We start from the raw sequence: 13,396 nt of genomic DNA, 5'->3' as shown, positions 1-13,396 counted from the left end.
CTGACCACTTGCTCCCTCTCCCACCCGCCCCTTCGGCCCACTTCGGGCTAAGCCTTCCAATAGCCTCGAACTACCGGGATAGGGCTTGCCGTCCTGATCTGAGCAGCCATTTCTGTACGAGCGCCGCCGGCAAGCTGATCGGTAAGTAATGGCTTGGCCTTTTGGCATCAAATGGCAAGTTTCCATCGAGGCGTTCTTATACAGTTTTAAAAGGTAATGCCAACCCCAGCAAGCACTGCAGCAAGCGATCCATGCACAAGAAAAGCCTGAAGCCGGGGAAGGGAATCACTTCTTATAAGATCAAGAGGTTTAAATGTCCTACTCATCCACGGCCTGCATCGTCGCCCTGACGCTGGCAACTTTTGCCAGTGCAAACGCGCAGTCATCCCCTGCCGCGGCGACGCTGGTGGGTGTCGATAACTTTGTTCGTGCCGAGTCCGACCTGTACATGGGCAAAACGGTGACGAGTGGAGGCTTTGGTCAGTTTGTTCATAACCGTGAACCGGTTCCTATCGACGCTCAGAATGTCGTCCGAATGAATCGGGACACCCTCTACTCATCAGCGGTGTTCGATCTCGATGCCGGTCCAGTCACGATCACATTGCCTGAGGCCGGTGAGCGGTTCATGTCGATGCAAATGGTCAACGAAGATCACTACGTACCCGCCGTCATTTACGGTGCCGGTCGCCATACGCTGACGAAAGAGGATATCGGCACACGCTATGTGTTTGTCGCTGTGCGCATTTTCTTCGATCCCACGGATCGCGCAGACCTTGAGCAGGTGCATGAGTTGCAGGACGCAATCCAGGTCAGCCAGGCCAAGCCAGGGGAGTTCGTAGTACCGAAGTGGGATCAGGCGAGCCAGAAAAAGATGCGTGATGCCCTGGCTGTCCTGGGTTCGACAATCCCCAACTACAACCAGTCCTTTGGCCCTAAAGGTAGCGTCGATCCGATCCAGCACCTGATCGGAACCGCGACGGGGTGGGGCGGAAATCCGAGCAAGGACGCCATCTACCTCGGCGGTGTGATGCCGCAGAACGATGGGAAAACCGTTTACCGTCTCAAAGTTGGACAGGTTCCGGTCCGCAGTTTCTGGTCTGTGAGTGTTTACAACGCAGAGGGATACTTTCAGAAAAACCCATATGACACTTACTCGTTGAATAACCTCACTGCCAAGAAAAGCGATGATGGCTCAATTGTCATTCAGTTCGGTGGTTGTGACGCAAAGATCACTAATTGCCTGCCCGTTATGCCTGGCTGGAACTATACGGTCAGGCTTTATCAGCCGAGCAACGAAATACTAAATGGCCAATGGCGTTTTCCACAGCCGCAGCCCGTCGTTCTATAAGTTCAATCATTCAAATAACGACTGGTTATTTAGATCAATTGGCAGACGCCTTAGTAGCGTTAAACGCACGATTACCAAGTTTGATATGGCTTATTAAGTCAGGGATGGCTCTGCACTACAGAGTTCACACCAAAGGAACTAAACAATGACAAGCAAAGACCATTCAAATTCTTCTAGACACCCGCAGATGTTCATCATGGGTGCAGCCCTCGCATTGACGCTGGTGTTGCCTGCACATGCAGCCATTGACGATTCAAACGGCGCTCCATCCGTGACGGTAGGCGGCGGAGTTGCCGTTGGCCCGTTGTACCAAGGCTCTTCACACTACGCCGCGTTCCCGTCGCTGAAACTGAAGGCGCTCTTGCCTACCCAGGACTGGGGCACCTTTACCGCGGCCTTCCCGGACGGGCTGCGTTGGGACTTGCCGGGGCTGGCTCCTTTCGGAGTGGCCTTGTTGATCGGTTATGACCCGGGACGCAAGGAACGCATTCATACCCTGGACGGCCGTGATGACTACCTGCGGGGCATGGGCAACCTGGACAGCACCGCCCTGGTCGGGGCGGAAGCGTACTGGATCCTGCCGGCCGGCCGCCTGTTCGTGCGCGGCCTGCAATCGAGCCAGAACCGTCATTACGGTGGCGAAAGCCTGGGGCGCACGGCGTACCTGGAAGCCGGGGTCGCCACGGCATACCCACTGTCTTCGACCTTGACCCTGGACTCGACGCTGTACGGCACCTGGAGCAATGAGAACGACATGATGGCGCGCTTCGGCGTCACGGCCCAGCAAGCCGCACGCACCCGGTTCGATGAATACCGCCCGGGTGGCGGGATGCGCGACGTGACCTTGAAGCTGGGCCTCACCTGGCAATGGCAGCCACAGCTGGCACTGGAAGGCGGCATCAAGACCTACGCCCTGGTCGCCGACGCCCGCGACAGCCCGCTGACGGGTGAGAAGGTCGGTGCCGGTGCCTATCTGAACGCTCTATACCGGTTTTGATAAACCGGTAACACCGGCGCCATCCGATACAGATAAGGGAATGATCGATGAAAAAACTACCTAAGCAGTTGGGGATGACCGTGTCCCTGGCCGGCCTATTCGGCTCGGGACTGCTGCTCGCCGAAGATGCCGCCACCCAGGTCACGGACCCTCACTTCAAGCTGGCTCCAGGCTATCTGGACCCGGCTGACCTGCCAGTGCGCCTGGCGCTGCTCGGTGCCCCGCCCAAACCAGACTCCGCGGCGCTGGCGCGGGATGAGGAAGCACGGCGTGCGGCGCTGGCGCTGCGTGGCACCGTTCGGGAGAAACTCGCGGCAGCGGATGCGGCGCTGTCATTCCCTGGCCCGGCGAAAACATTCTCCTGTGCATTGGGCACGCCGATCACCGAGAAAAGTACACCGCATCTTTACACCTTGATGCAGCGCACCCTGACCGATGCGGGCGGCTCCACCTACGCCGGGAAGAATGCCTACAACCGTACCCGTCCTTTCGTGGTGCATAACCAAAGCACGTGCCGCAAAGACATGGAGCCACTGCTGCGCACGGATGGCTCCTGGCCGTCCGGCCACTCTGCCGCGGGCTGGGCCTGGAGCCTGGTATTGGCTGAGATCAATCCGGCACGCGCCACCGAATTGATGACCCGTGGCCTGTCATACGGCCAGAGCCGGGTCATCTGCGATGCGCACTGGCAGAGCGACGTGGATGCAGGCCGCATCATGGGGGCCGCCACGGTGGCGAGCCTGCATGGCAATCCGGCGTTCCTGGCGGACCTGGAGGCCGCGAAGGAGGAGGTCAAGGCTGCGCAAAAGGCGGGCCTGAAGCCTACAGAGGACTGTGCGGCCGAGGGCGTGGCGCTCTCGCTGACCCAGCACTGATCGGAGAAACACCATGATGCACAGTGACAACCCACGCTCGCCTTTGCGGTGCAATCAGGCCCGCCTGGCGCTGCTGGTCAGCGCCTTGACGACCGCGGGCTCCAGTCTGCCGATGGTGGCCATGGCGGCAGACGCTGATGGCTGGCAGTTCAACGGCGGGCCTTACCTGTGGGGCGCCGGTATCCGTGGGCACGTGGGCCACCGCAGCACCGGGACCCAGTTTATAAAATCCGACTTCTCCGACATCGCGCGTAGCGTTGATATGTCGGTGATGCTGATGGGCGAGGCGCGGCGCGGGCCCTACAGCGTACTCGCCGACCTGATGTACATCGACACCGACACCCGCAACCGTCTGCCAGCGGGCGCCCCGGCGTCCAAGCTTGAGGTGGAAAGCAAGACGGCCTCGGGATTCCTGGGAGGCGGATACCAGGTGTTGGGGGATGACGATCATCGGTTGGACGTCGCGGGCGGCGTGCGGGTCTGGTACAGCAGCACCACCATCACCCTGCACGGCGGGCCTGCTGGCGGCCTGTCCGGGTCCGACAAGGCCACCTGGGCCGACGCCATGGCGGGGCTGCGTGGGCACTATGCCGTGAATGAGCGATTCTGGTTGTCATCCTGGGGCATGGCGGGCGCCGGCCAGTCGCGGGAAGACTGGGACCTGGCCGCGCTGGCGGGCTGGGAGTTCTGGCCGGGCTTTTCGGCGGTGGCCGGTTACCGGGCCATGGGGGTGAATTATCGCCATGACGGTTTTGTCTACGACATTGTCCAGAAGGGGCCACTGTTGGGGATCAGTGGGCGATTCTGAGGCTTTCATGTCATTACGTTTTTCTCTGCTACCCATCCGCAGTATGTCAAAGGCCAACCTTCGGGTTGGCCTTTGTTGCTTTCCAAGATCAGGTTTTTCGAACATCCCGTTCGATATTTTCTCATATTCACAGAAGCCAATTAGATCGATCATGCGCCACGACTCACGCAGATGCGGGTGAAACAGTGGGATGGATAACTAACCTGATCGCCTATTTAACAGGCCGTCAGTCAGCTCAAGACACACCTCAAGAGGAAGTACGCATGGCTAAGGTATTGGTTCTTTATCATTCGATGTACGGTCATATCGAAACAATGGCCCAGAGCGTGTCGGAAGGTGCCCGGAGCGTTCCCGGGGTTGAAGTCACCCTCAAACGCGTACCCGAGACCATGGACCCGGAAGCCTTCAAGGCTGCCCATGGCAAAGTGGATCAGAGCGCTGCGGTTGCCACGCCAGGTGAGCTGGGCGACTACGACGCAATCATCCTGGGTACTCCGACCCGCTTCGGCAACATGTCGGGCCAGATGCGCAACTTCCTCGACCAGACTGGCGGGTTGTGGGCCAAGGGCGGCCTGGTTGGCAAGCTCGCCAGTGTATTCACCTCGACAGGTACCGGCGGCGGCCAGGAGATGACCATTACCTCCACGTGGACCACCCTGGCTCACCACGGCATGATCATTGTGCCCATCGGTTACAGCTCGCCAGCCTTGTTCGATACGTCCAGTGTCGGCGGTGGCACGCCTTATGGCGCATCCACCATTGCCGGTGGTGACGGCTCGCGCCAGCCTGATGCCCGGGAACTGGAGATCGCCCGTCATCAAGGCCAGTACGTGGCCCAGCTGGCGGTCAAACTGAGCAAGTAGGCGCTGGCCAGGCCGAGCTGAGACAGACACTGCCTAGCGCGCTCTGTAATCAGCAGGTCCGGAGACAAAACCAAGCCCTCGCAGCAATGCGAGGGCTTGTTGTTTCTGTCTACGTAACAAGCGACGTAACAAGCCGCCGTCTCTTGGTGATGACCATCAATGCGCGCAAATCGCAACCTCCGGTCGAGCCCAGCCCCATCGTCAGCACTGACTGCGGCCATTCCCCCTCAATTGATCGCCACTGAAAACAAAAATCCGCCCGGCCGTACGTTTTCAGAACCATCCCCTTAAAGGCATCAGCCCTTGGTAAGTGTCAAAACATGCCCAGCGGTGACGACGGTTCTCTTGCCGCCTTCAGGAGTTGGAAACAGTGCTCATCTGGAATATGCGTATTTGAAGAGGGGAAATGGAGGAAAAGAAGGATCAGACCGTCTTATTTTCCTGAGGCATACACCATAGGGAGCCCGATTCAGAAAGGTCTCATTTCTTGGGCAATTGCATCCAAACCAGAATGCCGGCTTCAGTCGATATCCGGGCTCACTAATAAAGCCACCGGTATATCTGCAGGCTTTCACACCTATGGGGAAATGGAATGCATCCCAGACCTAACATCACCCTGCATCCTTCTGCACGAGAAACGCTCTCTCGACACAGGTGCATGGTGCCTTCTCTTGCCATTGGACTGCTCCTTGCCTACCAACCCGGTACCGCCCTGGCGGACCTCTCCTTCGATGGGAAGAACCGCTTCATCATGACGGGCCAGCGAATGTCCGTAACCCTGGTCAACGACGGCAAGAAGGCCGCCCTGGCGCAAGTTTCGCTGGACTGGGGAGAGAAAGAGTCTGGGCGCAGCCAGACACTGCCCCTGGCGGTCTCCAAACCGTTGCTGCAAATCTCCAGCGGACAGAAAGCCACCGTGGAAATTTTCTACCAGGGAACAGGCCTGCCTACTGACCGCGAATCTTATCTTCTGTTGAGCGTCCTGGACGTGCCTCCGGCCGCCAAGACGCCTCACACCATGACAGTCGCCTTGCGGCACCGCTTCAAGCTGCTCTACCGCCCACCGCTGAAGAACACCTTGGACGACGCCATGGTCGGATTGTCCTGGGAAACGCAGAGAGAAACCGCAGGCAGGCTCATCGCCGACAACCCATCCCCCTACTACCTGACCCTCAGCGATATCGAAGCCATCGGACCGAATGGCCAACCCTGCGGCCAGCCGATCGAGCACCTGATGCTCCCGCCGCTCTCGACACAGCCCGTCGACATACCGGCCTGCCAACCTGCCAGCCTGCGTTATCAGATCGTCAGCGACGCAGGCAACCTGCGCCCCTACGGGGCAACACTGTCCACCGACAAAAAAAGCCACGGCTCGGCTCAATTTTGAGGTCAATGGAGGAGACATGATGAAGAAAATTTACCAGTTGGTTTGCCTGGCCCTGCTACTGGCGCTGACTCAGAAGAGCTATGCCCTGGCCTGCAAGAAAGATGGCACCCAAGCCGCCGATGCAATAATGATCAACACCAGCATCGCTGTGCCGAACACCCTGCCGAAGGATACTGTGCTCTGGCGCTCCGATAATTACAGCATCAGCATGACCTGCTGGCAGGACAACTACGGGTATGGCAGAGAATACGTTTACTTTTATCTAAGCCCTCGCGACCAAGGCCTCACTATATTGGGACCAGACTTGGAGGTGGGTATCCAACTGAACGGAATCGACCTGCGCTGTACTCAACTGGAGAGATGTCGGGTGCAACTCCCCATCGTTTTCGAGGGCTGTTACGTTTGGGCCGGTTGCAAGGATAAAGCTCAAACCTTCCCATTGAACTTCAACTTCTTTATCTCCAAAAAAAGCCCGCCCAGCTCAGGCAAGGAGGGAAGCCTGACAGGAGCCGTGATTTATCCAGCGTTCCAGTTGGATGGAGGGGGCGGTATGAACATCAACCCTGATAGCAACTTTGTCATGTCACTGCTCGGCTTGAACAATATGCGCTATATCGCCTGCTCATCGACCCTGTTTGTCTCCCCCAAGACCGTCGACTTTGGCAGTATCGCTGCCGCCTTGGCGCAAGCCGACAAGGTGATCAAGGAAGTCCCGTTCAGCATCACCACCCTCAAGACCTGCAATAGTGCTTACGGGCTGAACGCACGGCTCACGCCGGTCGCCGCTACCGCGGCGGATGGCTACACACTGGTGCCAAACAACAACTCATCGGTGGGCATCAGCCTGCTCAAGCAACCGAGCCGCAGTGCCATACCCTTCAACAAGGAGTTCACCCTGGTGGAGAACAGCCGTGACCAGATGGTGGTGAATAACTTCCTGGCTCAGCTGAAATGGCGAACCAGCAAGGCGATTCTCGGGAAATTCAACGCCAGCGCGACGATCGATATTTTTTATAAATAGCCCCTCCACTCTCTGACATTCGCCTGTCATTCGACCGTTTGAAGAACTTGAAACAAGGGCGCCAATTGGCGTCCTTGTCTTTGCAGGGCGTGGTAGATCCAACGGCCGTCACTCGCCCGATTACCCACACAGATACAGAGTCCGGACAGACGGATCCAGACCCCTCCGATTACTGCATACGCCCGCAGTCCGCGGCCTCCAGCGAGGCGTTGACAGGGGCGGTGCTATACTTTTTTAGCTAGTAATCAGCGTGCGGTGTTATCCAGAGCGGCAGGAAAAACGGTCTGGAATTTCAGATAGCGACTGCAGAAAAAATGGGGGCCTCTGCGACGATGAAGTAGGAGGTGACTCATGAACCGGCATTTTTACATCAGCAATAACCTCGACGATCTGGAAACCGTTGAAAACGAACTGGAAGCCAGCGGTATCAGTACCGAGCAGATTCATGTGCTCAGCGACCGGGATGCGGATGTGGAACAGCATCACCTGCATGATGTGAATTCACTCATGAAGCAGGATGTCGTTCACTCTGGCGAGATTGGCGCGGTCATTGGCCTACCGCTCGCGGCATTGGTACTGCTCGGTGCCTATCTGGCAGGTTGGACCGAGTCCGCGGCAGGCTGGGTGCCGTTCATCTTTCTGGCGATCGTGATACTGGGCTTCAGCATCTGGGAAGGCGGCTTCTTCGGTATCCAGGTGCCCAATAGCCACTTCAGCAATTTGAAAAAGACGATAAAAGACGGCGAGCATATTTTCTTCGTGGACGTCGAACCCGCTCAGGAACCGATCCTGGATCAGGTCATCAGCCATCACCCACAACTGCAGGTCGCCGGGACCGGCGCAGCAGCGCCTCACTGGATAGTGGCCTGGCTACAGAAATGGCATCAGTTCAAGCGCACGATATAGGACGCTGCGGCGCTTGAACGCCGGAGGCGGAAGCCGGTCATTGCCCGAGGAAAATCCCCCGGGTGGAAAACACGTAGTCCGCCTCGGCGGCCATCAGGCCAACCAGCACCAGCAGGCACAAGGGCGGGACGAGGATGGCGTAGACCATCGCCAGGCGCTCCCAGGCCATGTGCATGAAGATGGAAACGATCAGGCCGGCCTTCAACAACATGAGGACCAGGATCAGCGACCACCTGAAGTAGCCCTGGAAGTGAAAGTAGTCGACCAGGTAGGACAGGGTACTGAGTACGAACAACAGCCCCCAGATCTTCAGGTACAGGCTCAGTGGATGCTGTTGACCTTGTGCATGTGCCATCGCCGGTACTCCTCTGCGGGCTCACCATAAGTAGAAGAAAGCGAAGATAAATACCCACACCAGATCCACGAAGTGCCAGTACAACCCGGCGATCTCGACGATCTGATAGTTGCCGGAGCGCTCGTAGTCCCCGCGCAACACCTTGAAGGCGACGATGCACAGGTAGATGACGCCGACCGATACATGCAGCCCGTGGAAACCGGTAATCATGAAAAAACTGGCGCCGAACTGCGCCGCGCCCATGGGGTTCGACCAGGGGCGTACGCCTTCGGCGATGAGCTTGCTCCACTCGAACGCCTGCATGCTGACGAAGGTCGCACCGAAGGCCGCGGTCGCCAGCATCAGGGCCGCGCATTTGCCGCGGACACGGCGATAGGCGAGGTTCACGGCCATGGCCATGGTGCCGCTGCTGCTGATCAGCACGAAGGTCATGATGGCGATCAGGATCAGAGGGATTTCAACGCCGCCGATGGTCAAGGCGAACACTTCGCTGGGGTTCGGCCAGGGGACGGTGGCGCTGATGCGCACCGACATGTAGCCGGTCAGGAAGCAGGTGAAGATGAAGGTGTCGCTGAGCAGGAAGATCCACATCATCGCCTTGCCCCAGGGCACCCGCTTGAACACATCCTGATCCGAGGCCCAGTCGCTGGCGATGCTCTTCCACCCCGCTACCAGCGTATCGGGTGGGGGCGGGACGGGATTTTCCGGAGGGGTTGCTGAGGGCAATGCCATGGCTTCACCTCAGGCCGCAGAATGCGGCGATGGCTTGATAGGTTTCCGGCGTGCTGGTCAGCAGGGCGAAGAGGACGATCCACAGCCCCAGCAGGTAGTGCCAGTAGATGGCGCAGAGCTCCACGCTGGGCGCCAGTCGCGACAGCGGAACGCGGCGCAGGAACCTGGCGCCGACTCTGCCCCAGGCCACCAGGCCTCCCAGCAGATGCAGCCCGTGTACGCCGGTCAGCAGATAGAAAAAGCTGTTGGCCGGATTGGCGGAGATGAAATAACCCCAATCGACGAACTGCTTCCAGACCCAGAGTTGCCCCCCGAGAAAGGCGATCGCGAAGACACCGCCCAGGGCGAAGCCGAGGGCGGCCCCGTTCAACGCATCCCGCCGGGCGGCCATTCGCGCCCACTGCAGGCTGATACTGCCCAGCACCAGCAGGAGCGTGTTCAGCCAGAGTTGCCGGGCACTGGCCAGCGGCGCCAACGGCTCGGTCAGCGGCTGCCAGTCCGCCATTTGCGAACGCGCGATAAAGGCCAGCAGGAACAGCAGGAACAGCGAGGTCACCGCCACCAGGAACATGTGCAGGCCCACTTTTGCGGCCTTCGCCCTGTCCAGGCCTGCCGGTCCCCGAGAGTGGTCGGGGGGCTGGTTCCAACGGCCGCCGGCGCCGGCGCTTTCGGTGTTTTTCAATAGCGGCCCGTTCATGGTCTTTCGCCTGCGATCCTGGCTTCCGCGCTGCGCTGCCTCATCTGCTCCAGCTCCTGGGCAGAAACCGTCTGTGGCACGAAGTCCTGCTCTATCCCGGGCACGCTGTAGTCATAGGCCCAACGGTGCACCACCGGCAGCTCCGGCCCCCAGTTGCCATGGACGGGCGGGGTGTCCGGCGTCTGCCATTCCAGGCTGGCCGCCCCCCATGGGTTCGGGCCCGCCGGCTTGCCTCTGAAGGCGCTCCAGGCCAGGTTGAAGAGGAACAGCAGCTGGCATACCCCGACCGTCAGCGCGACAACGGTGATGAACGCATTCAGCTGCTGCGCCGATTGCGGGATGAAGTCGTAGTTCTGCCAGGCGTAATAGCGCCGTGGCATGCCCAACAGCCCCAGGTAGTGCATGGGGAAGTAGATGCAGTAAGTACCCAGGAAGGTTATCCAGAAATGCAGCTTGCCCAGGGTGTCGTTCATCAGGCGCCCGGTGATCTTCGGAAACCAATGGTAGATGGCGCCAAATATCACCAGGATCGGCGCGACCCCCATGACCATATGGAAGTGGGCCACCACGAAGTAGGTGTCCGACAGCGGGATATCCACAATCACGTTGCCGAGAAACAACCCGGTGAGGCCACCGACCAGGAAGGTGACGATAAAGGCCAGGGCGAACAGCATCGGTACCGTCAGGTGGATGTCGCCATGCCACAGGGTCAGCACCCAGTTGTAGACTTTCAGCGCGGTCGGCACGGCGATAATCAAGGTGGTGGCGGCGAAAAAGAAGCCGAAGTACGGGTTCATCCCGCTGACGTACATGTGGTGCGCCCAGACCACGAAGCTCAACACGCCGATGGCAATGATCGCCCACACCATCATGCGGTAACCGAAGATGTTCTTGCGCGCGTGGGTGCTGATCAGGTCGGAGACCAGGCCGAACGCCGGCAGGGCGACGATGTAGACCTCCGGATGGCCGAAGAACCAGAACAGATGCTGGAACAGGATCGGGCTGCCACCCTGATGCGCGAGCTGCTGCCCCATGGAGATCACCGCCGGCATGAAGAAGCTCGTGCCCAGCAGCCTGTCGAACAGCATCATCACCGCGCTGACGAACAAGGCCGGAAAGGCCAGCAGGGCCAGGATCGAGGCCATGAAGATGCCCCAGACGGACAGCGGCATGCGAAACAGCGTCATGCCGCGCGTACGGGCCTGCAGCACCGTGGTCACGTAGTTCAGCCCGCCCATGGTGGCGGCGACGATGAAGATCGCCAGCGACACCAGCATCAACACGATGCCCCATTCGGTCCCCGGGGTGCCCTGGGTGATGGATTGCGGAGGATAGAGTGTCCAGCCCGCCCCGGTGGGCCCGCCCGGGACGAAGAAGCTGGAAAGCAGCACCAGGACCGAGAGCAGGTAGAACCAGAAGCTCAGCATGTTGACGTAGGGGAAGACCATGTCCCGGGCGCCAATCATCAGCGGAATCAGATAGTTGCCGAAGCCGCCCAGGAACAGGGCCGTCAGCAGGTAGATGACCATGATCATGCCGTGCAGGGTCATCGCCTGGTAATAGGTGCTGGCGTCCATGAACTCGAGGCTGCCGGGAAAGCCGAGCTGTATGCGCATCAGGCCGGACAGCACCAGGGCGACGAGCCCCACGGAGATCGCCGTCAAGGAATACTGGATGGCGATGACCTTGTGGTCCTGGCTCCAGATATAGCGCGTGAAGAAGCTCTTCGGTTCGTGCAGGACTTCTGTTTCTGCATGCTCGACATAAGCCATCAGGTCATCCTCCGGTAAGTTTCGGAGCATTTCCGGCGAGTTACGGCGACTTGCCCGATTCCACCTTGCCGGCATCCGCGTCGACAGCAGCTTTCGACTTGATGAAGGCGATCAGGGCGTCCAGTTCCTTGTCATTGGGGGTAAAGGTCGGCATCACCGCGGCGTAACCCTTGACGATCGCGGCGCCAGGGTGGCGCACGGAATCCTTCAGGTAGCCCTCATCGACCTTGATCTGAGAACCATCGGCCAGGGTTTGCGTCTTGCCGTACAAACCCTGCCAGCTCGGGCCGATACCCTGGCTGCCATCGACACTGTGGCAGGCCAGGCAACCCAGCGATTCGGCCAGCCGCTGTCCCTGCGCCGCCAGCTCATTCTGTGCGTCTGCAGGGCCTTGTTCTTTCTGCCCCACGGCACTCAGCGACTTGATGAAAGCCACCACGGCGGCCAGTTCATCCTGACTGAAAGTATAGGCCACCATGACCGGCGGATAGCCCTGGACCAGCCTGGCCTGCGGCTCGAGAATCGACTCCTTGAGGTAGGCTTCGTCGACCTGGACGCGGGTGCCATCGGCCAGCTGCTCCGAGCGGCCGTACAGGTCCTTCCAGCCCGGGCCCAGGCTGGTGCTGCCGTCCTGGCTATGGCAGGCGTGGCAGCCATGGCTTTCCACCAGTTGGCGGCCTTTTTCCAGCAGGCTGTCCCGGCTTGGCGTGGCGACGTTGGTCAGGGTCTGGGCAAAGGTCGGCTGGCTGGCGAACCATTGGTCGAAAGCGCCCTGCTCCTCGACGACCAGATGGCCGCGCATGTTGTAGTGGCCCAGGCCACAGTACTCGGCGCACAGCACTTCAAACTTGCCGAGCCGGGTCGGGGTGAACCAGAAGTGGGACACCATGCCCGGCACCATATCCATCTTCGCGCGCATCTGCGGAATGTAGAAATCGTGCAGTACATCCTTTGCCCGCAGCAGGACTTTTACCGGCCGATCGATGGGCAGGCGCACTTCATTGTTCATGATCAGCACATCGTCCTGCCCGGCAGGGTCATTGCGATCAAGACCGAAGGGGTTGCCGGGATCGATCCATTTGACATCCGCCTTGCCGAGTTTTCCGTCCTGTCCGGGAAAGCGAAACGCCCACTGCCACTGCTGGGCAATCACTTCGAGCTGAGTAGCCTCTTGCGGCACCTGGACGAAATCGTTGTAGACCACCAGGCCAGGCGCGAGCATGCCGATGATGCCCAATGAGGTGAGGATGACCAGCCACCCTTCCAGCTTCCGGCTTTCCGGCTGGTAGTGCGCCCGGGCACCTTCGCGATGACGGAAGCGAATCACGGCGATGGCCATGAACAGCGTGATGGCGATAAAAAAGATTCCGGTGATGACCAGGGTGATCAGCAGCGTGGTGTCTATCGACCCCCAGTTGGAGGCAGCCGGCGTCATGTGCCAGGGAGCAAGCAGGTGAAACAGCACCGAAGCGACAACGACTAGAACCAGGATGATTGCTATCGCCATTTTCTCGTCTTCCTGTGCCGGTTGTTCTGTGGCCATGCAAACGCAACGTCGCCCAACCGCAGCGCCACACCGATGCCTAACCCTCCTCCCAAGCCTGCTGGAACATTGCCTCTATCCCCGGGGCAAAT

Annotated in this window: 13 protein-coding genes; 8 read left to right on the top strand and 5 right to left on the bottom strand. The window is 59.5% G+C overall.

Annotated elements, in window-relative coordinates:
* Positions 1–313: 313 nt before the first annotated feature.
* From BMY68_RS25815 to BMY68_RS25780, 8 genes are all read left to right on the top strand, one after another.
* Entirely contained in the window at positions 314–1,348 is a 1,035-nt protein-coding gene (locus BMY68_RS25815; protein ID WP_085533441.1) for a DUF1254 domain-containing protein, read from the top strand.
* Positions 1,349–1,493: 145 nt separating this feature from the next.
* A complete protein-coding gene (locus BMY68_RS25810; protein WP_085533439.1) occupies positions 1,494–2,345 on the top strand; it encodes a MipA/OmpV family protein in 852 nt (283 codons plus the stop codon).
* Positions 2,346–2,392: 47 nt separating this feature from the next.
* Complete coding sequence (locus BMY68_RS25805; protein ID WP_085533437.1) at positions 2,393–3,220, top strand: acid phosphatase; 828 nt, start codon at positions 2,393–2,395, stop codon at positions 3,218–3,220.
* Between the two features lie 13 nt (positions 3,221–3,233).
* A complete protein-coding gene (locus tag BMY68_RS25800; RefSeq protein WP_085533435.1) occupies positions 3,234–4,028 on the top strand; it encodes a hypothetical protein in 795 nt (264 codons plus the stop codon).
* Between the two features lie 263 nt (positions 4,029–4,291).
* Positions 4,292–4,891, top strand: a complete 600-nt coding sequence (gene wrbA, locus BMY68_RS25795; RefSeq protein WP_085533433.1) for an NAD(P)H:quinone oxidoreductase — start codon at positions 4,292–4,294, stop codon at positions 4,889–4,891.
* A 658-nt stretch (positions 4,892–5,549) separates the two neighbouring features.
* Positions 5,550–6,278 (top strand): fimbrial biogenesis chaperone, encoded by a 729-nt coding sequence (locus tag BMY68_RS25790; RefSeq protein ID WP_085533431.1) that lies wholly within the window; start codon positions 5,550–5,552, stop codon positions 6,276–6,278.
* 19 nt (positions 6,279–6,297) lie between these two features.
* Positions 6,298–7,299 (top strand): fimbrial protein, encoded by a 1,002-nt coding sequence (locus BMY68_RS25785; protein WP_009041738.1) that lies wholly within the window; start codon positions 6,298–6,300, stop codon positions 7,297–7,299.
* A 351-nt stretch (positions 7,300–7,650) separates the two neighbouring features.
* On the top strand, positions 7,651–8,205 hold the full coding sequence (locus tag BMY68_RS25780) for a hypothetical protein (RefSeq protein WP_062823967.1): 555 nt from the start codon (positions 7,651–7,653) through the stop codon (positions 8,203–8,205).
* 37 nt (positions 8,206–8,242) lie between these two features.
* Here the strand turns inward: BMY68_RS25780 and BMY68_RS25775 are convergent, their stop codons facing one another.
* From BMY68_RS25775 to BMY68_RS25755, 5 genes are read right to left on the bottom strand one after another with little or no spacing between them, the layout of a single operon-like run.
* Positions 8,243–8,560 (bottom strand): cytochrome C oxidase subunit IV family protein, encoded by a 318-nt coding sequence (locus BMY68_RS25775; protein ID WP_007922565.1) that lies wholly within the window; start codon positions 8,558–8,560, stop codon positions 8,243–8,245.
* 21 nt (positions 8,561–8,581) lie between these two features.
* Positions 8,582–9,292 (bottom strand): heme-copper oxidase subunit III family protein, encoded by a 711-nt coding sequence (locus tag BMY68_RS25770; RefSeq protein WP_085533429.1) that lies wholly within the window; start codon positions 9,290–9,292, stop codon positions 8,582–8,584.
* 4 nt (positions 9,293–9,296) lie between these two features.
* Positions 9,297–9,989 (bottom strand): cytochrome c oxidase subunit 3, encoded by a 693-nt coding sequence (locus BMY68_RS25765; protein WP_085533428.1) that lies wholly within the window; start codon positions 9,987–9,989, stop codon positions 9,297–9,299.
* On the bottom strand, positions 9,986–11,761 hold the full coding sequence (gene ctaD, locus BMY68_RS25760) for a cytochrome c oxidase subunit I (protein ID WP_062823970.1): 1,776 nt from the start codon (positions 11,759–11,761) through the stop codon (positions 9,986–9,988). The genes BMY68_RS25765 and ctaD overlap by 4 nt, the downstream gene beginning before the upstream one ends.
* Before the next feature lie 40 nt (positions 11,762–11,801).
* Entirely contained in the window at positions 11,802–13,268 is a 1,467-nt protein-coding gene (locus BMY68_RS25755) for a cytochrome c oxidase subunit II (protein WP_085533426.1), read from the bottom strand.
* Positions 13,269–13,396: the final 128 nt, after the last annotated feature.

It is taken from the genome of Pseudomonas sp. NFACC41-3 (assembly GCF_900109505.1).
In the GTDB taxonomy this organism is placed as follows: Bacteria; Pseudomonadota; Gammaproteobacteria; order Pseudomonadales; family Pseudomonadaceae; genus Aquipseudomonas; species Aquipseudomonas chlororaphis.
This window is presented reverse-complemented; position numbering and strand designations above follow the sequence as displayed.

Bases quoted from the DNA above. Each gene is read 5' to 3' on its own strand.
- BMY68_RS25815 (WP_085533441.1), top strand. From the start codon at position 314: ATGTCCTACTCATCCACGGCCTGCATCGTCGCCCTGACGCTGGCAACT.
- BMY68_RS25810 (WP_085533439.1), top strand. From the start codon at position 1,494: ATGACAAGCAAAGACCATTCAAATTCTTCTAGACACCCGCAGATGTTC.
- BMY68_RS25805 (WP_085533437.1), top strand. From the start codon at position 2,393: ATGAAAAAACTACCTAAGCAGTTGGGGATGACCGTGTCCCTGGCCGGC.
- BMY68_RS25800 (WP_085533435.1), top strand. From the start codon at position 3,234: ATGATGCACAGTGACAACCCACGCTCGCCTTTGCGGTGCAATCAGGCC.
- wrbA (WP_085533433.1), top strand. From the start codon at position 4,292: ATGGCTAAGGTATTGGTTCTTTATCATTCGATGTACGGTCATATCGAA.
- BMY68_RS25790 (WP_085533431.1), top strand. From the start codon at position 5,550: ATGGTGCCTTCTCTTGCCATTGGACTGCTCCTTGCCTACCAACCCGGT.
- BMY68_RS25785 (WP_009041738.1), top strand. From the start codon at position 6,298: ATGAAGAAAATTTACCAGTTGGTTTGCCTGGCCCTGCTACTGGCGCTG.
- BMY68_RS25780 (WP_062823967.1), top strand. From the start codon at position 7,651: ATGAACCGGCATTTTTACATCAGCAATAACCTCGACGATCTGGAAACC.
- BMY68_RS25775 (WP_007922565.1), bottom strand. From the start codon at position 8,560: ATGGCACATGCACAAGGTCAACAGCATCCACTGAGCCTGTACCTGAAG.
- BMY68_RS25770 (WP_085533429.1), bottom strand. From the start codon at position 9,292: ATGGCATTGCCCTCAGCAACCCCTCCGGAAAATCCCGTCCCGCCCCCA.
- BMY68_RS25765 (WP_085533428.1), bottom strand. From the start codon at position 9,989: ATGAACGGGCCGCTATTGAAAAACACCGAAAGCGCCGGCGCCGGCGGC.
- ctaD (WP_062823970.1), bottom strand. From the start codon at position 11,761: ATGGCTTATGTCGAGCATGCAGAAACAGAAGTCCTGCACGAACCGAAG.
- BMY68_RS25755 (WP_085533426.1), bottom strand. From the start codon at position 13,268: ATGGCGATAGCAATCATCCTGGTTCTAGTCGTTGTCGCTTCGGTGCTG.